This window comes from Streptomyces sp. NPDC048278 (assembly GCF_040652195.1).
Classification (GTDB): Bacteria; Actinomycetota; Actinomycetes; order Streptomycetales; family Streptomycetaceae; genus Streptomyces.
The window spans coordinates 451,980-470,007 of record NZ_JBEZLP010000005.1 but is presented as its reverse complement, the minus strand read 5'-3'; the positions used below and the strand labels follow the sequence as shown (position 1 = coordinate 470,007).

The window sequence follows — 18,028 nt, the reverse complement described above, 5'->3', positions numbered from 1 at the left end:
CTACCCAGGAAACGGGGAAATCATTGTCCTCATCACCCTTCCGCCCACCCTTGCCAGGAGCTGTCGTACGCCGCTGGCTCAGCCGCGCCGCCTTGGTTCTTTCCCTCGCCGTCCTGCCACAGGTCGCCGTCCCCTCGGGCTACGACTTCGCTGCGCAGGCCCAGCCTTCGACGGCCCGCAAGCCGTTGGAGGAACAGCCCGACGCGAAGACCGACAAGGTGGGCGTGCTCAGACCCGGCGTGTCCAAGGCACCGAAGGACAAAGCCGCCCCCGCCTCCCGCAAGACGCGTGAACGGCTGAAGAAGGCCGCGTGGCCGAAGGGCGGAAGAGCCACCGCCGACGTCCCGGCGACGAGCAGGACCTCGGTCGCCGTCGGTGGACTCGACGTAAAGCTGGCCCAGACGCCCGTTGCGAAGACAGGGACGAAAACCAGATCCGGTGTGAAGGCCACCGGCCCGGCCGAGAAGGTGGCGCTCCGCGTACACCCCCCATCAGCGGCGAAGAGGGCCGGTGTCAACGGCGTCCTGCTCACCGTCGACCCGGCGGGCGCCAGGTCCGGAAAGTCCGCCGGTGACACGGACAGGCTCCGCGTCACCCTGGACTACTCCTCCTTCTCCGACGTGTACGGCGGCAACTTCGGCCCCCGTCTGCACCTGGTGACCCTCCCGGCGTGTGCGCTGACCACCCCGGAGAAGAAGTCCTGCCGCACCCAGACTCCGGTCAAGGGCGCGGACAACGACGCACAGGCCCAGACCCTGACGGGCACCGTCTCCGCTGGCACCTTGAAGGCCGGCACCCCGATGCTGCTCGCGGCTGCGGCCGACAGTTCGGGCGGCGGGGGCGACTACGGCGCCACCTCCCTGTCCCCGAGCGCGACCTGGGAGGCCGGCGGCAGCACGGGGGACTTCACCTGGAACTACCCGCTGCGGGTTCCCCCGGCCACGGCCGGTCCGTCCCCGAACCTGTCCATCTCCTACAACTCCGGTTCGGTGGACGGCCGTACGGCCGGTGAGAACAACCAGACCTCGGTGATCGGTGAGGGCTTCTCCCTCACCGAGTCCTACATCGAACGCAAGTACGCCTCGTGCAAGGAAGACGGCCAGTCCGGCAAGGGCGACCAGTGCTGGAAGTACGCCAACGCCACCCTCGTCCTCAACGGCAAGGCCGTCGAACTCGTCAACACCTGTGCCGACAAGGCGGCCTGCGACACCGCTGCCCTCTCCCAGGCATCTGGCGGCAGCTGGAAGACGAAGAACGAGGACGGCACCCTCGTCGAGCACCTGACCGGCGCCACCGGCAACGGCGACGACAACACCGAGTACTGGAAGGTCACGGACGCCTCCGGCATCCAGTACTTCTTCGGCAAGCACCGCCTGCCCGGCTGGAGCGACAAGGGCACCACCGACACCGCCGACGACGACCCGGTCACCAACTCCGTGTGGACGGTCCCGGTGTTCGGCAACAACCCGGGCGAGCCCTGCTACAAGTCCACCGGTTTCGCCGACTCCTCCTGCAACCAGGCCTGGCGGTGGAACCTCGACTACGTCGTCGACCCCCACGGCAACGCGTCCTCGTATTGGTACACCAAGGAGACGAACTACTACTCCAAGAACGCCGACACCACGGTCAACGGCACCGCGTACACCCGCGGCGGCTACCTCAACCGCATCGACTACGGCCAGCGCAGCGACCTGATCTACGGCAAGCCCGCCGCCCAGCAGGTCCGCTTCACCTACGCCGAACGCTGCCTGACCTCGTGCACCAGTCTGACCAAGGACACCAAGGCCAACTGGCCCGACGTGCCCTTCGACATGATCTGCGCGGCGAGCACCAAGTGCACCACCCAGATCGGCCCGGCCTTCTTCACCCGCAAGCGCCTCACCGACATCACCACCTCGGTGTGGACCGGCACCGGCACCACCCAGCGGGACGTCGACGCCTGGCACCTGGACCAGGACTTCCCCGACACCGGTGACGCCTCCTCGGCGAGCCTGTGGCTGAAGTCCATCCAGAACACCGGCAAGGCGAACACCACTGCGGCTCAGCTCCCGCCCGTCGTCTTCGGCGGCATGCAGCTGTCCAACCACGTCGAGGGCAGCGGTCCGGACACCCTGCGCTACATCAAGTGGCGGGTGCGCACGATCAAGTCGGAGACCGGCTCGACCACCACCGTCAACTACTCCGACCCGGACTGCATCTGGGGCAGCAGCATGCCGGCGGACGTCGACAAGAACAGCCGCCGCTGCTACCCGGTCAAGTGGTCCCAGTCCGGCGCGACCCCCGTCACCGACTGGTTCCACAAGTACGTCGTCACCTCCGTCTTCCAGGACGACCCCTACGGCCACGGCGACACCGGCGAGAAGTACTACGACTACCAGGGCGGCGCCGGCTGGGGCTACGCCGACGACGAGGGCCTGACCAAGGCCGCCAACCGCACCTGGTCGCAGTGGCGCGGCTACGGCAAGGTCGTCGAGACCTCCGGCGACTCCGAGGGCCCGCGGTCCAAGAAGTCCACCCTGTACATGCGCGGCCTGAACGGCGAGAAGGAACTCGACGGCACAGCCCGCGTGGAGAAGGTCACCGACTCCACCGGCACCGCGATCGACGACTCCCGCCAGCTGTCCGGCTTCGTCCGCGAGACCATCGTCTACAACGGCACCGACGAACTCAGCGGCACCGTCAACACCCCCTGGTCCCACAAGACCGGCAGCCACACCTACACCTGGGGCACCACCGACTCCTGGATCGTCCAGGCAGGCGAGACAGCCACCCGCACCAAGACGTCCACCGGCACCCGCACGGTCACCCAGAAGACCACGTACGACCCCACGTACGGCATGCCGATGACCGTCGAGGACAGCGGCGACGCCGGCAAGAGCGGCGACGAGACGTGCGTGAAGACCAGCTACGCCCGCAACACCACGGCCTGGCTGGTGAACACGGTCTCGCGCACCGAGACCTACTCGGTTCCGTGTGCGACCACACCGACGGTCCCCGACGACGTCATCTCCGACGTCACCACGGGCTACGACGGCCAGGCCGCCGGGGCGGCGCCCACCAAGGGCGAGATCACCGCCTCCTACCGGGTCGCGAGCTACGACCCGGTGACCAAGGCACCCGTCTACCAGCAGGTCTCGTCCTCCACCTATGACAAGCTGGGCCGCCCGCTCACCGCGACCAACGCCCTCAACCGGACGGTCACGACCACCTACGTCCCCGACGACACCGGTTACGGCCCGCTGACCTCCAAGACCGCTCAGGACCCCAAGCTCTACACCTCGACCACCGAGGTGGACCCGGCCTGGGGTTCGGCCACCAAGACCACCGACGCCAACGGCAACGTCACCGAGTGGTCCTTCGACGCGCTCGGCCGTCTCAAGTCGGTCTGGAAGCCGGACCGTTCACGGTCGCTGGGTGACGCCGCGAGCATCGTCTACGCGTACAGCATCAACAACGACAAGGAGACCTGGGTCCGCACCGACGCCCTCAAGGCCGACGGCAAGACCTACAACAGCTCGTACGAGATCTTCGACGGTCTGCTGCGTTCCCGCCAGAAGCAGGTCCCCGCGCCGGACGGCGGCCGGGTGATCTCCGAGACTCTCTACGACGACCGCGGCCTGGCCTACATCTCCAACGCCCAGGTCCACGACAACAACGCCCCGTCGGGCACCCTGGCGAACACTTTCCAAGGCTCCGTCCCGGCTTCCACCGAGACGGTCTTCGACGGCGCCGGTCGCGCCACCGAATCGATCTTCCGGGTCTACGACCAGGAGAAGTGGCGCACCAAGACCGACGACCAGGGCGACCGCACCGCCGTCACCGCCGCCGCAGGGGGCACCGGCACCCTGACGATCACTGACGCCCGCGGCCGGGTCACCGAGCGCCGCGAGTACGGCGGTCCCGCCCCCACGGGCAGCGACTACACGCGCACGCTGTACGACTACACGCCCGGCGGCCAGCTCAAGAAGCTGACCGGCCCGGACGGGGCGGTGTGGACGTACGGCTACGACCTGCGCGGCCGCAAGACCACCACGACCGACCCGGACACGGGCACCGTCACCACCGCCTACAACAACGCCGACCAGCCACTGACGGTCACCTCCACCCTCAAGGGCGTCTCCCGGACCCTGATCACCGACTACGACGAGCTCGGCCGCAGGACCGGGACCTGGGACGGCGTGCAGGACAGTGGCCACCAGCTGACGAAGTTCACCTACGACTCGCTGGCCAAGGGACAGCCGACCGCCGCGATCCGCTACGTCGGCGGCACCGCCGGCAAGATCTACTCCCAGGTCGTCACGGGTTACGACGCGCTCGGCCGCTCCAAGGGCACCAAGACCGTCATCGCCGCCACCGACCCGCTGGTCGTCGCCGGCGCGCCGCAGACCTTCACCACCTCCACCACGTACAACATCGACGGCACGGTCCAGTCGACCTCGATGCCCGCGGTGGCCGGCCTTCCCGCCGAGACCGTCACCAACAGCTACAACGGCCTCGGCATGCTCACCGGCACCGACGGCATGACGGACTACGTCCAGAACATCGGCTACTCCCCGTACGGCGAGATCGAGGAGACCCGCCTCGGCACCTCCACCGGCGCCAAGCAACTCCAGATCCTCAACCAGTACGAGGACGGCACCCGCCGCCTGGCCAACACCCACACCGTCGACCAGACCAACACCGGCTACACCAGCGACGTCGACTACGTCTACGACACCACCGGCAACATCAAGTCGGTCACCGACAAGGCGAACGGCAAGGACACCCAGTGCTTCGCCTACGACGGCTACCGCCGTCTCACCGAAGCGTGGACCCCGTCGTCCAACGACTGTGCCACCGCCCGATCGGCGTCCGCGCTCGGCGGCCCGGCCCCGTACTGGACCAGCTGGACCTACAAGCCCGGCGGCCTGCGCGACACCCAGATCGAGCACAAGGCCGCCGGTAACACCACCACGGCCTACGGCTACCCCACCGTCAACGCCTCCGGTGCCGGCCAGCCCCACACGATGACCTCCGTCACGGTCGGCACCGCAGCGGCCAAGTCGTACGAGTACGACGAGCAGGGCAACACCACCAAGCGGTACAGCCCGACAGGCACCGCGCAGAGCCTCGACTGGGACATCGAAGGAGAACTGAGCAGCCTCACCGAAGGCACCAAGACCACCGACTACCTGTACGACGCCAACGGCGACCTCCTGATCCGCCGCGGTCCGGCGCAGACCGTCCTCTACCTGGCCGGTCAGGAACTCCACTACGACACGGCCGCGAAGAAGTTCACCGCCCAGCGCTACTACCCGGCGGGCGACGCCACCGCGGTCCGCACCGAGGCCGGCCTGTCCTGGATGGTCGACGACCACCACGGCACCGCGTCGATGACGGTGGACGCCACCACCCAGGCCGTCACCCGCCGCTACACCAAACCCTTCGGCGAGGCCCGCGGCACCACACCGTCGGCCTGGCCCGACGACAAGGGCTTCCTCGGCAAACCAGCCGATACCGACACCGGGCTCACCCATGTCGGCGCCCGCGAATACGACCCGACCAGCGGCCGCTTTCTCTCCGCCGACCCGGTCCTGGCCCCAGACGACCACGAGTCGCTGAACGGCTACGCCTACTCCAACAACACCCCGGTCACCAAGTCCGACCCCACCGGCCTGCGGCCGATCACCGATTGCGAGCGGGGGTGCAGCGACGGCAAGGGCGGCACCTACCGGGAATGGGCGACCCCGAGCGCCAGTGGGGGGTGGGTCTTCCACTCCACCAGGACCTACAGCCAGAGCTTCCAGTACCAGAAGGCAGGCGGCGGCACCGGAAGCGGCACCATGACCGTCACCGTCCGCACGGACGCAGGCCACAGGTCGGCCCAGATCGTCTTCAAGAAGGGACCCGACCCGAAGCCACAGGAGAAGGAGGGATGGACGTGCAAATCCTGCTGGGCCATGGGCACCAATCCCAACTACGACCCGAATGCCGACGACCTTCCTGACACAGGGAAGCTCGCAACCTGGCAAAAGGTCGTCCTGGGCGTCGTCACGGTCGTGGCGACCGCGGTGGTCGGCGCCCCCGTGGTCGCGGCCGCCGGGCCGGAGATCGCCACGGCGTGCCTGGCCAACCCCGCGGGCTGCGCCGAGGTGGTGGCCGAGATCGGAACGGGCGGCGCCGCGGGCGGAAGCATGCCGTCCGGCTCCGTGTACGGTGGCGCGGCGAACGCTGCCAACGGGGCCCGTCTCGGGAAGCAACTGGCGTACGAGGCAGATGCGGCCGCGGCGTCCAAGATGTTCACTACGGACGGGGACCTCACCGCGGAGACCATCGCGCGTTCCATGAAGATCCAGGAGGGAACCAAGATGGGGAACGACCACTTGAAGAAGTACTTCGCGGCGCACGGAGGAGCCGAGCAGTGGGGCAAATACGCCACTCCGCGCATGAACATTCCGGGCGGAGAGGGAACGTTCGACATCCACTTCTACCGAAACGAAGTGAGCGGAGAAATCTACTACTACGACTACAAGGTGAAGCTGGGCGGAGGGGAGCGAAGGTGAGAGTCCGCTATCTGGGTGCCCCAGGCACACCGCCCGACCCTCTCGACGGCAGATACCACTTCAACCCGGGACAGGAATACGTCGTACTCGAACTCCATGTCCGGAGCGACGGGTCTTCCTCCCTGCGTATCGAGCACTCGCCGCGCGACCTGGCCGGTCTGTACGGTGGGAAGTACTTCGAGCAGGTGTCCGATGTCATTCCGTCCCAGTGGAGCGTCGAGATCTATCCCCGGGGCGGGCTGAGCATGGGTCCGAGAGAGTGGATCGCGGGGGATTTTTGGGAGCGCATGTTGGAGCGCGATCCGGAAGCGGAAGCCGCCTTCGCGGCGACCCGTGATGCGATCACAGCCGAGGATCCGACCGTCTGAGCCAGTCGGTGGCGTACGGAGTGAGGTGGAGGGGTGGCGGCTGTCCCCCTCACTCCGTACGCGGTACGCCGTTTCGGAGCCGCCTTCCTCACCCCATGCGGTTGCCGTGCGACGAGCCGATCAGCAGGTCAGCGCGACGATGCCGCTAAGGTCGCCGACGTCATCGATCTCGGTGGGCGTACGGAGGGCGAGACGGTCGTCGTGGACCTGATCCGCGGTGAGCCGTCCTTCCCGAACTCGGCGATCGAGGACTTCGTCATCGCCCGCGGCGACGGCTCCCCGGTCTTCCTGATCGCCAACGTCGTCGACGACCTCGACGAGGGAATCACCCTAGTGATCCGTGGCGACGAGCGCCTGTCGAACACGCCCAAGCAGCAGTTGCTGTGGGAGGCGCTCGGCGCGAAGGCCTCGGTGTGGGCGCACCTGCCGGTGATCGTGAACGAGAAGCGGCAGAAGCTGTCCAAGCGCCGGGACAAGGTCGCTCTTGAGGACTACCTCGCCGAGGGCTACCTGCCCGAGGCGATGACGAACTACCTGATGCTGCTCGGCTGGGGCCCCGGCGACGACGTCGAGATCCGTCCGTACGAGGAACTGGAGCAGAAGTTCCGCGTCGAGGACGTGAACACCTCGCCGGCCTTCTTCGACATCAAGAAGCTGACCGCCTTCAACAGCGAGTACATCCGGGCCCTGCCGGTGGAGAAATTCATCAAGGCCTGCGAGCCGTGGCTACGGGCCCCATACGCCAACTGGGCCCCCGAGGACTTCGACCAAGCCGCGTGGGAGGCGATCGCCCCCCCACGCCCAGACTCGCGTGGCCGTGTTGTCGGACATCACGGCCAACGTCGACTTCCTCTTCCTGAAGGAGCCGGTGGCCGACGAGGCTTCCTGGGACAAGGCGATGAAGGGCGACCCGGCGGCGCTCCTGACCACGGCCCGCGCCAAGCTGGAGACGGCTGACTGGAACAGCCCAGAGTCCCTGAAGGAGGCGGTCCTGGCCGCTGGCGAGGAGCACGGCCTGAAGCTGGGCAAGGCCCAGGCGCCGGTGCGCGTCGCGGTCACGGGCCGCACGGTGGGCCTGCCCCTCTGCGAGTCCCTGGAAGTCCTCGGCAAGGACCGCACCCTCGCCCGGATCGACGGGGTGCTAGCGAAGCTCGCTGGCTGATCAGTTCGTGATTACAGTCCCGTCGCCTCGGCGAGGAGGCGGGGCCAGGCGTCGCGGAAGTACGTCGTGTCAAAGCGAGCCAGCGTCTCGTACATCGGCTGAGACTCTTCTGGCGGCGTGATTCGCTCAGGCCGAGGTCCGTGCCCGGTGAGGAGGCGGCTGACGGGGATCTCTCAAAGAGATCTCATGCCGGGGATCAGGGCACGCTCTCCAGGTACTCCTGGCGACCTTCAGTCCTTGAAGATCTCCAAGTCTAGCTGGCGTGGTAGGCCTCTTCCGTTGACACGGTCGTTGGCAGGAGGGTGGGGCCAGCGAGGTCGGCCGGGATGTTGAGTCCTGCCAGCAGTTCGACGATCTTGTCGATGTTGGTCAGCCGTCGTCCACCGGACTCCAGCATGGACAGGAATGCCTGGCTCAGTCCCGTGAGGTCGGCCATGTCACTCTGGCGCAGTCCAGTCGCGATACGTACGAGGTGACACACCTGGCCGAAGTCCCGCGCGAAGAGCGCCGTCTGAATGTCGGCACGATTCCACACCTCGGCTGGCACAGCTGGCACGACCCAGGGCTTGCTCGGCGCGTTGCGGACACAACTGCCACAGTAGGAGCCCTCGTTGTAGCGGCTGAGAATGCACTGGCAGCGGCGGCAGCGCCGAACGGAGCGTCCGCTCGGTCCCGTGTCCGAGCCGTGGGTGCGTAAGCCGAACCCCTCCCAGACGCCGGCTTCACGGTCTTCGCTTCTTTCGCTGGCGGAAGCGGGCAGGACCTGTATCTCCTCGGCCAGGGCGAACAGCTGGTGAGTCCGTCGGTCAGCGGTCATCGCAGTGCCCCCTCCGGAAGTCAGGGGCCAACTCCGCCCAAACGACCCAGCGGTTCCCGGCTTGTTGGGCCACGCCACAGCGGTGGGTCAATGCCTGCAGGAGCTGCGATCCGAACTCGTCCTGTAGAGCGAGCCTTTCAGAAGCCGGTTGGTATGAGCCGTCAGCATCGTCGTGGACTTCCAACCGGAGGCCGTCGCTGGTGTGCAAGTACCAGGACTCGATCTCTCTGCCCGGTGGTACTCGAACGCGACGTACGACGTTGCTGAAGATCTCCGAAAGCACGAGTACGGCCGTGTCCTCCATGTGGGACAGATCCCACCCGCGTAGCGCACGGCGTAGTTCGTTGCGGGCGAGTCCGACACACCGTGGGTGGCCGCTCCATCGCAGCACGACCGTGTCGTCGATGCCGTCGGATCCAGTTCTGTCGTCCAGTCGGCGGACAGACACCCTGTTGCCTCCCGTTCAAGCGACGCTCGGTGGTCAAGACCGTAAGCGCCCACGCGGGAGTGGACCCGGAGGAAAATTCCGGGTCCATCGGTGCGGCTGACCTGGGCTGCTACTTGATGGCCCCAAGGTTCAAGGCAAGATCCTGAACGTCCCGGCGACGCGAGAGCTTGTGCAGCCGGCGCGCCAACTCGCGGGCGAACTCGTGGGCTCGCAGCTGCTCGGGTGCGATGCGGAAGGCACGCTTCAGTTCCTCGACGGCATCGTCGATACGTCCGGCTTCGGCATACGCGCGGGCTACGTCGAGTCGGGCCCGGGCCCGCCGTTCCACAGGAAGGCCGGTGGTTCGGATGTGTGGGGCCATGTCCACGGCCAGCTGGACGTCCTCGAACTCAAGGGCGAGCGCCAACCGATGGATCTCGACGTTGGTGGGGCCGAACGAGGTCCACAGCTCGTTATGGTCACTGCCGAGCCGCTCCGCTGCCTCGTGCGCCTTGCCCATCATGTGATCGGCCAGCGCCCGGTTCCTCATCCTCGCCGCGGCTACCGCTCCGTTGAGGAAGAGGGTCCCGTACAGGGATAGGGCGGACGGGGCGGATGACCACCACCCGCGTTCGAGGCCGTCAGCCGCGTCCAGCGTGACGTTCACCGCCTCCGCCGGGAATCCGGCGCCGAGCTGCACGTGCGCGATGCCCCTTCGGAGAGCGAGCACGACGGACGGGTCTCCCGACTCCACCGCGGCCATGTCGCCTTGGTCCACCGCGGTCCACGCGAGATTGGTCTCCCCCAACTTCCGCAGGAGCACCGCCGCCACATGACACGTCAACGCGAACAGCCGTAGCGACTCGGATCTCTCACGACCGGACGATCGCTCCCGAGTCGCCAGACGGGCGTCAGCGAGGAGCCCGGGCACCCGCTCCGCCAGCTTCGCGAACCTCCCGCTCTGGTAGAGCTGCCAGGCCTCGTCGACCTCCACGTGCAGACGTTCCAGACGGACCGATTCACGATCGTCGTAGAGCGAGCCCGCCAGGTGGCGCGACTGCATCAGCGCCGCCCGGATCGCCGGCACGCTGCCTGTGCCGCGTCCACGGTCTTCCAACAACCTCGGCGTGCCCTGAAGGTCCTCCAGGTGCACACGCAGTGCCTGGGCCAGGTCCGCCAGCATCTTCACGTTGTTGACCGGTATACGCCCGGACTCGATCCGGTACATCCAGTCCTCGGAACGTCCCAGAAGCTGACCGAGCTGCCGCTGGCTCAGCCCGCGGCGTTGCCGGTAGAACCGCACGCGCTTGCCGAAGGGCAGATGATCGGTCATGCCACGCATGGGCTCGCTCCCGTCCCGCCACTGCCAGGAGTATCCACTCGCGGTGACCGCCCGCGCCAGGCGAGTGGCCGCGCGGGGCCGCAGCGGACCCGGGTCGTAGGCTGAGGCCCATGGCCCCCAACGAGCAGGAACAGCGCATGGCCCGGCCCCGGATGGCGGCCGGTGCACTGTTCTTCAACGCCGACGGACACGTCCTCCTCGTCCAGCCTTCCTACAAGCCGATGTGGGAGATCCCCGGCGGTTACGTCGAGTATGCGGAGTCGCCCTTGGCCGCCTGCCGACGGGAAGTAGAGGAGGAGCTCGGAATCACTCCGCCGATCGGCATTCTCCTCGCCGTCGACTGGGCTCCGAGCGACGCCGAGGGTGACAAGGTTCTGTACGTCTTCGACGGCGGGGAACTCACCCCAGAGGACTTCGCTTCCATCAAGGTCGCTCCCGACGAGCTTCTCGCCGCCGAGTTCTTTCCTCCCGGGCAACTCGACGAGCTCCTGATCCCGAGGCTGTCACGCAGGGTGAAGGCCGCGATCGCCTCGCGAGCCAACGACGGTCCTGTGTACCTGGAACACGGGGAGCAGCCGAGGACTTAGTTCTCCTGCGGCGGGCGATCGACTCAGCTCATGGCCTCGGCTTGCCCCGGACGGCTGACTGGCGGAGCGAGGTCCAGGATCTCCGAACGCAGCTGACCGCAGGCGGCGACCGCCTCGCGCCCGGCGGAAAGGTGGTGCGAGACGACCCAGCCTTCCAGATCGCGGGACAGCGCGGCGATGAAGTCCGCTTCCCTGGCGCTCGGGCGTAGGGGACTGCCCTGCACGGGGTTGATGCTGGAGAGCCGCAGCAGAACGAAGCGGCCGGCGTACGGAGCGAGTAGCTGTGTGAGCGCGACCTCGTCCGCCGGCCGCGTGTTGTGCTCGCAGAGGACGTAGTTCACCACCACGGGGCGTTGCTCGGCGACGGCGGCCCACAGCGGTAGGACGGTCGCGGGGTCGTCCGCGCGTGGGATGATCGCGCGGCGCTGAGTCCCAGTGGCGCCGTGCAGGGAGAACATGAAGCGATCCGGTAACCAGGCGTCGGCCCGCAGGAGCCTTCGAACCCATGCCTGTGGGGCGATGCTGGTCACCTTCACCTGCTTCGCCAAGCCACGATCCGCGATCGTTCTCGCCGCTGAGGTGACGTGGGTCCAGTTCGCGGCGGCATCCCCGACTCCGGCGAAGTCGACCCAGACGAGGGGGCCTTGGGGGGTTCGAACGGGATCCGCCACCGCTTGCACCGCCGCTGTGATCTCCTCCGGCCGTAGATTCCGCACGAAGGGTGTACGCGCGAAAGTGGTAGCGCAATGCGTACAGCCGTACCTGCATCCCGCCTGGGCGGACATGCACACCGAGTAGGCTTCCCGGTCGCCTTCCCAGAGCCGCACTGCCTCGAAAGTGGACCTGTCGGACGTTCCGAAGACGTACTTGGTGCTCCTGCCGGGCGGCACGTTGAGGGTCGAGAGGATCTCAACGGGCACTCCGGCACGTGAGGTTCCATCCATCGTCAGGATGCCCTTCCGTAGGAAGCACGGCGGAGTTCGGTGATAAGGACGCCAGAATTGCTCGACGTATTACTTGATCGCGTTAACCGGCCCAAAGGTTTGGGTATCTCCGTTTGAATTTCTTCGAAGCGTAGGACTTTATCGGTGATGGACTCAAATCACACGGGTGATATATCCATCCGATCGCGATCGGCCCAGGTGCTCACCCCTCTCTGCCTCCCGTCTCGATCAGGTATGGGGCGTTGGCCTTGCCTGGGGTCACACGATGGATGTTCCCTCCACGACCCAGAGTGACGGTCGGCGCGACCACGACAAGGCTGGCCTTGGCAACCGCCGTCGCCATGGTGCATGCGCCCGGGCGCGAACCTGGTCGTCTGGGGATGGGAGTGTCGAGAGGCGATTCGTCGCCTGCGCACCGACTCTGGCGTGATCTTGCCTCCCGATCCCTGGCGTTCCCGCTATGCTCATTGGCAACGCGTTGATGGAGACGAGTAGCTTCGGGATCACGTGAGCCGAGAGAATTGCCGGTAGCTGCGAAGGCAATCTCGCGCCCGATGTGAAGACACTCCTGAGTGCGGGGAGGAACGGTCTTGCGACCCAATGCCCCGTCGGCCGGCCCCCGTCATCAGGCTTGAATGAGGCCGCCGCTCTCGCTGAGCGGTGGTAAAGGCGCGGTGGCACCGCGAGTACCCTTCTCGTCCGCGCCCCCAAGGGATCATGACGACGCCCCTGGGAGGGCTGCGATGATCCACACGACTAGCCGCGTACTGGTGTCTGACCTGCGAGAACACGTCGGGCAGACCGTACCCGTGTCGGGCTGGGTGAACACGCTCCGCCTGCAGAGCAAGATGCAGTTCGTTGTCGTCCGTGACCACACCGGCATGGTGCAGGTCACTCACAAGCGCTCGGGTGAAGGCGACGAGGTCGAGGCCACACTGGAGGGACTGACCACGGAGTCCGCCGTCCGGATCACCGGCCGCGTGGTCGAGAACCCGATCGTGAAGCTCGGCGGCCTTGAGCTCGTTCCGGAGTCGGTCGAGATCCTGAACCGCGCTGAGACACCGCTGCCCATCGACGAGCACACAGGACTGGAGCACCGCCTCGACTGGCGGTTCCTGGACGTACGGCGTCGGCCTCAGGCGCAGCTGCTGTTCGCCGTGCAGACCACGTTCGAGCAGGGAATGCGCGAGTACGCCTACGCGCAGGGGTGCACCGAGATGCACACGCCGAAGCTGATGGGCACGGCGTCCGAGTCCGGAGCCGAGGTGTTCGAACTCGGATACTTCGACCGGTCGGCGTATCTGGCGCAGTCGCCGCAGTTCTTCAAGCAGATGGCGATCGCGGCGGGCATCGACCGGGTCTTCGAGATCGGGCCCGTGTTCCGTGCCGAGCCGTCGTTCACGTCCCGGCACGCGACCGAGTTCACGGGAGTGGACGTCGAGCTTGCCTGGATCAACGGCGTCGAGGACGTGATGACGTTCGAGGAGCAGATGCTCACGCATGGCATCGCCAAGGTCGCCGACTTGCACGGCGATGCGATCAGGGAGACCTTCGGCGTCGAGGTCGTGGTGCCGGCGACGCCGTTCCCGCGCATCACGATGGCCGAGGCGCAGAAGATCCTGCGGGCGAATGGCTGGGACCCGGAGGGGGTGAAGGAGGACCTGGACCCGGAGGGCGAGCGCGGTATCGCTTCCTACATCAAGGAGCAGACCGGGCATGAGTGGGTGTTCATCACCCACTATCCGACGAGTATCCGGCCCTTCTACCACATGAGGCCGGCCGACAACCCGGGCTTGACACTCAGCTTCGACCTGCTGTGGAAGGGGCTGGAGGTCACGACCGGCGCCCAGCGTGAGCACCGCTACGACGTGCTGCTCAAGCAGGCCGCGGAGAAGGGCATGAGCACCGAGCCCATGCAGGACTACCTGAACAGCTTCCGCTACGGCTGCCCGCCCCACGGCGGTCTGGGCATGGGCCTCGGCCGTGTGCTGATGGTGCTGCTCGGCCTCGAATCGCTCCGGGAAGCCACGTTCCTGTTCCGGGGGCCCAACCGGCTGACCCCCTAGAGACAGGGAACCGGGTCCGCCCCTCCGAGGGGCGGACCCGGTTCCCTGTCAGTAGCGCACGTTGCGCAGGTCCAGCTTCCACGCCTCTTCGGGATGTCTGTCCCAGTAGGCCCGGAGCGCCAGCTCCCGGTCCGAGAAGCGCCCCTGATGGCACAGGCCTCCGTGAGCCAGAGTGACGCTCATGGCCACCGGGGATTCGGTGGTGACCCAGTGCGGGGTGAGCGCGTGGCTCCACAGCCGGTCGCCTGGGTCCATCCGCACGGATTGACGATCAGCGGGATCGTGCTCAGGCGGTTCCTCTCCGGTCGTCTCACTCACGACGGCGGCGTCGGCGCTGAGGTGCTTGTCGGGGTCGTTGTAGCTGTGGAACGTCTTGGTGCCCTCGATCTGCCACACGAGTCCGTGCGAGTTGTCGTTGTGGTAGGTCGAGGACACCCCGGCCGTGGAGAAGAAAAGGATCGGTGCGCACCGCTGCCATGTGAACCCCCAGCCGGACATCTGGGTCCGCCACGGGACCATGACGTTCTGTTGGAACCCGCTCAGGAGGCCGTCGTAGAAGCGGCTGAGGTCGAAGTGGACGAGGCGGAAGTTCCACGAGAGCACTTCTTCGAGAGGAGCGGTGCGGAAGGCCGCCGTACGGTCCATACGCACGGACCAGTCCTCGTCACCGAGGATCGTGAACCGTACCTTTTCGTCCCGCCGGATGACGTCGAGGACGTCCGGTGCAGGAGGGAAGTCATACCCGGTGCCGGCCAGAGATCCACCGACGCGAAGGTTGGGGGGAGTGCGCCATCGCTCGGTGAACTCCTCGGCTGTGGTGACGAGCGTCGTCATGGGCCTCTCATCGGGTCTCGTCGGCGCGGCAGACGGCCGCGCACTCGGGCGTGGTCCGATCCTGGGGATCGGAGTCGAGGAACTGGGTGATCTCCGCCCGGGGGGCTTGGACGTTCACTCCGGTACTGCCGTACGGGCAGCGGCGGAGGTCGCCGCCTGCGGACACGTACAGGGAGGCGGATGAACAGAGGGGGCGGTCCTCTGGATGGAGGTGCATGGTCCGAAGCCCCATCAGGTACTCCAGGAACCTTGGCGTGAGGCGGAAGTAGCGGCCCAGGTGGGTGGTGTCGACGCTCTGCTGGTCAAGGTAGCTGTGGACGGTGTGACCCGCGCGCCGCCGCCCCGCGTCATCGAGGGCGACGGGGCTGAGCTGGATCTCGACCCCTGCCGCGGCGGCGCGTCGGTAAATGTCCTGGCTCTCTTGGTCGCTGAGCTTCCAGTACGTGAGGTGAAGGACCTGCTGCTGTGCGGGGACCTGCTTCAGCGTCGCGATGGCCGAGGCTACGGACCGTGTCGTGAGGCCGAGTTCCATGGCGCCGGCCGAGTCCGCGGAGACGGTGACGTTCGCGAGCAGGTGGGCCAGGCCGGCCAGACGGTCTACGTCCTCGGGATCGCGGGCGGAAGTGACCACGGACACCGGCAAGCCGAACTGGTGGGCAAGACGAACCAGTTGGCGTAGCTCGGGATGGTGCGCGGGTTCGCCCCCGGTGAGACAGATCCCCTCGACGCCGATCTCCTTCAACCGGGACAGGGTCCGGGTGTAGGTGGAGACGTGCAGGAACCCATGGGCGCGGTCGGCGCGGAAGCAGAACCCGCAGGCGATCCTGCAGTGGCCCGCAGTGCTGACCAGTGCGGTCCGATACCGCCTGCGAGGAGGTGCGCTCGGCGCTTCGGAGTGCGCGACAACCGCGCTCACTGGAGCCCCGTACTGTCCCATACGGCGATCTCCACCGTGCCCTGGTAGAAGGCGCACATCTGTGGGTCCGGCCGGTCCCCCGCGATCAGGAGCTGTTCGTTGCGGGAGGGACCGCCGCAGATCGCGAGGGCCGGGCACTCGCCGCACTCGGGGACCGGGGCGATCTCCTTGGCGATGCCGCCCAACAGTGCCGGGTCGGCCCGCAACTCCTCAAGGGTGTGAAGGAAGGCCGGCTCGGTGAAGTTGATGTCGCACAGGCTGACGCGGCTGCCGGGCAGCAAGGCGGCGTTGAGCGTGCGGTCGCTCTGCATGTGGTCGAAGAGCATGGGGCGGCGCCGGTCGAGAGCCTGGAACGCCCGGTCGAGGACGGAGAACATCATCCCGCCTCGGCCGAGGGCCACCAGGCGCGCCTGGTACAGCTCCTCAGCGAGTTCTGCGCCGTCGACAGTCCAGCGGCCGCCGGCGGGGATGGGCGTGTTGGCGTAGATGAACTTCAGGCCGAGCTCGTCGGTGATCCATTTGACGGTCTCGGCCAGGCGCCCGATGTTCGCCGGCGTGGGGGTGAGGTTGCAGCCCACGTGGATGCCGTCCGCATCAAGGAGCTGGCCTACGTTGCGCCGGATGCGGTCGTCGGCCGACTGGCCGCCCAGCAGTCTCCGGTGCTCGGAGTTGACCGAGGGTGGGCCGTCGACGGATATCCCGACGCCGTAGCGATAGCGGGAGAAGTGATCGATCATGGCGGCGGTGATTCGGGCGCCGTTGGTGACGACGGTTCGGCGCACGCGCTGTACGCCGTACTGCTCGGCCAGGGCATCCGCGAGTTCGTCCCCGCGTTGCATCAGGTCGAACCGAGTCGTCGGTTCGCCCCCGAACCACTGGATGGCCACCTCGCCTTGGCCGGCGTTGGTCTCGAAGAGGTAGGTCAGGCCGTCAGCGAGTTCCTGCTCCGTCATGTCCGGCTTGCCGGTGTTCGTGTCGACGAAGCAGTAGCTGCACTTCATGTTGCAGGCGTCGGTGAGGACGACCCGGAGACCGCTGATCCGTACGGGTAAGGGCTCCAGACCCAGTCTCCGGAGTCGGTTGCGGAGTGCTTCGCGCTGGTCGCGGTCGGGACCGTCCGGCGAGAAGCCGAGCTCGGCGAGAGCTGTGTGCGTCGCGGTCGGGGGAACCGCGGAGAGATCGGTGACCTCCCCGCGGTCGAGGTACACGCTGTCCAGCGTGACCGGGTCGAGGAGGGCGACCTCGCCGTCCCGGTCGTACCGGATGTACTTCCCCCACAGAAGTTGCGAGGAGGCCACTGGTGTTACGCGGCTTCCTCTTCCAGGATGCCGCGCTCGGCCATCAGCTTGCGGACGAGTTCCTCCCCCGTGGCCTGCAGCTGTGCCGAGGCCTCCGGGGAGCCGCCGTCCGCCAGGACGATCACGCCCGGAAGGGTGGGGTTCGCCGCGATGATCGTGATGCCGGCGGGCTCGGTGCTGACCACCATGATCGCGTTCTCGACGGGCACCCAGTCCGTGTTGTCCTTCAACGCCTCCATGATCTCGGCCTGCTTGGCCTGGAAGGCATCGCGCTCGCCCATCCAGACCCCCGCCTTGCTCTTGGAGTCGACGACGTCGGCGTAGATCAGGTGATCGCCCTTGGTGCGCCTGGGAGTTGGCATGACCCTCTCCTTTCCCGTGCTCGGCTTGTGTCGGCTTCGGTGGTGCCAGTGCACAACGAGAGGTGTGCGGGGAGCAGCCTTCCGGGTCGTGGGGCGGACTGCACATTGCGCCGGTGATATAACCCGGGTGATTTGGTCGCGGCTCGCGCCAGGTAGACCGCGCGTCCGTGTCCCGGTGGGGGTGGTGAGGTCAGGCGGCGCCCGAGCGCGCGTTCCAGCGGGGTGTCGGCCTCGCTGCGGCCCCGTAGTTGGGACTCCCGAACCTCGACGATCACACCGAGGCCACAGCACTGGGCCTTGTCAGCCGCCGAAACAGTCCTCGGCAGTGGTGTCTAGGTACTGTCATCCGGGCTGGGCCTTGCC

The 18,028-nt window shown here is 67.1% G+C and carries 11 protein-coding genes and 1 pseudogene; 5 read left to right on the top strand and 7 right to left on the bottom strand.

Features of this window, described 5'->3' with window-relative positions:
- The first annotated feature begins 92 nt into the window (after nt 1-92).
- From AB0D74_RS12835 to AB0D74_RS12825, 3 genes and pseudogenes are all read left to right on the top strand, one after another.
- Nucleotides 93-6,542, top strand: coding sequence for an RHS repeat-associated core domain-containing protein (locus AB0D74_RS12835; protein WP_362584155.1), 6,450 nt, complete (start codon nt 93-95; stop codon nt 6,540-6,542).
- Nucleotides 6,539-6,910 carry a hypothetical protein gene (locus AB0D74_RS12830; protein WP_362584152.1) on the top strand — a complete coding sequence of 124 codons (372 nt, stop codon included), beginning with the start codon at nt 6,539-6,541 and terminating at the stop codon, nt 6,908-6,910. Before AB0D74_RS12835 ends, AB0D74_RS12830 begins: the two co-directional genes overlap by 4 nt.
- Nucleotides 6,911-7,087: 177 nt before the next feature.
- Nucleotides 7,088-8,072 (top strand): annotated as a pseudogene (locus AB0D74_RS12825) (glutamate--tRNA ligase family protein); the annotation flags it as partial.
- Between the two features lie 253 nt (nt 8,073-8,325).
- Here AB0D74_RS12825 and AB0D74_RS12820 read toward each other — a convergent pair.
- Both AB0D74_RS12820 and AB0D74_RS12815 read right to left on the bottom strand, forming a co-directional pair.
- On the bottom strand, nt 8,326-8,889 hold the full coding sequence (locus AB0D74_RS12820) for a helix-turn-helix transcriptional regulator (protein WP_362584149.1): 564 nt from the start codon (nt 8,887-8,889) through the stop codon (nt 8,326-8,328).
- A 557-nt stretch (nt 8,890-9,446) separates the two neighbouring features.
- Nucleotides 9,447-10,658: a helix-turn-helix domain-containing protein gene (locus AB0D74_RS12815; RefSeq protein WP_362584146.1), complete on the bottom strand. Its 1,212-nt coding sequence runs from the start codon at nt 10,656-10,658 to the stop codon at nt 9,447-9,449.
- A gap of 110 nt (nt 10,659-10,768) precedes the next feature.
- Between AB0D74_RS12815 and AB0D74_RS12810 the strand changes: the two genes are divergently transcribed.
- A complete protein-coding gene (locus tag AB0D74_RS12810; RefSeq protein ID WP_362584143.1) occupies nt 10,769-11,245 on the top strand; it encodes an NUDIX hydrolase in 477 nt (158 codons plus the stop codon).
- 23 nt (nt 11,246-11,268) lie between these two features.
- On the opposite strand, the gene AB0D74_RS12805 is transcribed toward AB0D74_RS12810, so the two are convergent.
- Nucleotides 11,269-11,793, bottom strand: a complete 525-nt coding sequence (locus tag AB0D74_RS12805) for a hypothetical protein (RefSeq protein ID WP_362584140.1) — start codon at nt 11,791-11,793, stop codon at nt 11,269-11,271.
- Between the two features lie 1,139 nt (nt 11,794-12,932).
- Here AB0D74_RS12805 and aspS point away from each other — a divergent pair.
- Nucleotides 12,933-14,255: an aspartate--tRNA(Asn) ligase gene (gene aspS, locus AB0D74_RS12800; protein ID WP_362584137.1), complete on the top strand. Its 1,323-nt coding sequence runs from the start codon at nt 12,933-12,935 to the stop codon at nt 14,253-14,255.
- A 48-nt stretch (nt 14,256-14,303) separates the two neighbouring features.
- On the opposite strand, the gene AB0D74_RS12795 is transcribed toward aspS, so the two are convergent.
- From AB0D74_RS12795 to AB0D74_RS12780, 4 genes are read right to left on the bottom strand one after another with little or no spacing between them, the layout of a single operon-like run.
- Nucleotides 14,304-15,089, bottom strand: a complete 786-nt coding sequence (locus AB0D74_RS12795) for a hypothetical protein (RefSeq protein ID WP_362584134.1) — start codon at nt 15,087-15,089, stop codon at nt 14,304-14,306.
- A 7-nt stretch (nt 15,090-15,096) separates the two neighbouring features.
- Nucleotides 15,097-16,005, bottom strand: a complete 909-nt coding sequence (locus tag AB0D74_RS12790; RefSeq protein WP_362584131.1) for a radical SAM protein — start codon at nt 16,003-16,005, stop codon at nt 15,097-15,099.
- Nucleotides 16,002-17,303: a radical SAM protein gene (locus AB0D74_RS12785; RefSeq protein ID WP_362584127.1), complete on the bottom strand. Its 1,302-nt coding sequence runs from the start codon at nt 17,301-17,303 to the stop codon at nt 16,002-16,004. Before AB0D74_RS12785 ends, AB0D74_RS12790 begins: the two co-directional genes overlap by 4 nt.
- 5 nt (nt 17,304-17,308) lie before the next feature.
- Nucleotides 17,309-17,665, bottom strand: a complete 357-nt coding sequence (locus tag AB0D74_RS12780; RefSeq protein WP_362584124.1) for a hypothetical protein — start codon at nt 17,663-17,665, stop codon at nt 17,309-17,311.
- Nucleotides 17,666-18,028: the final 363 nt, after the last annotated feature.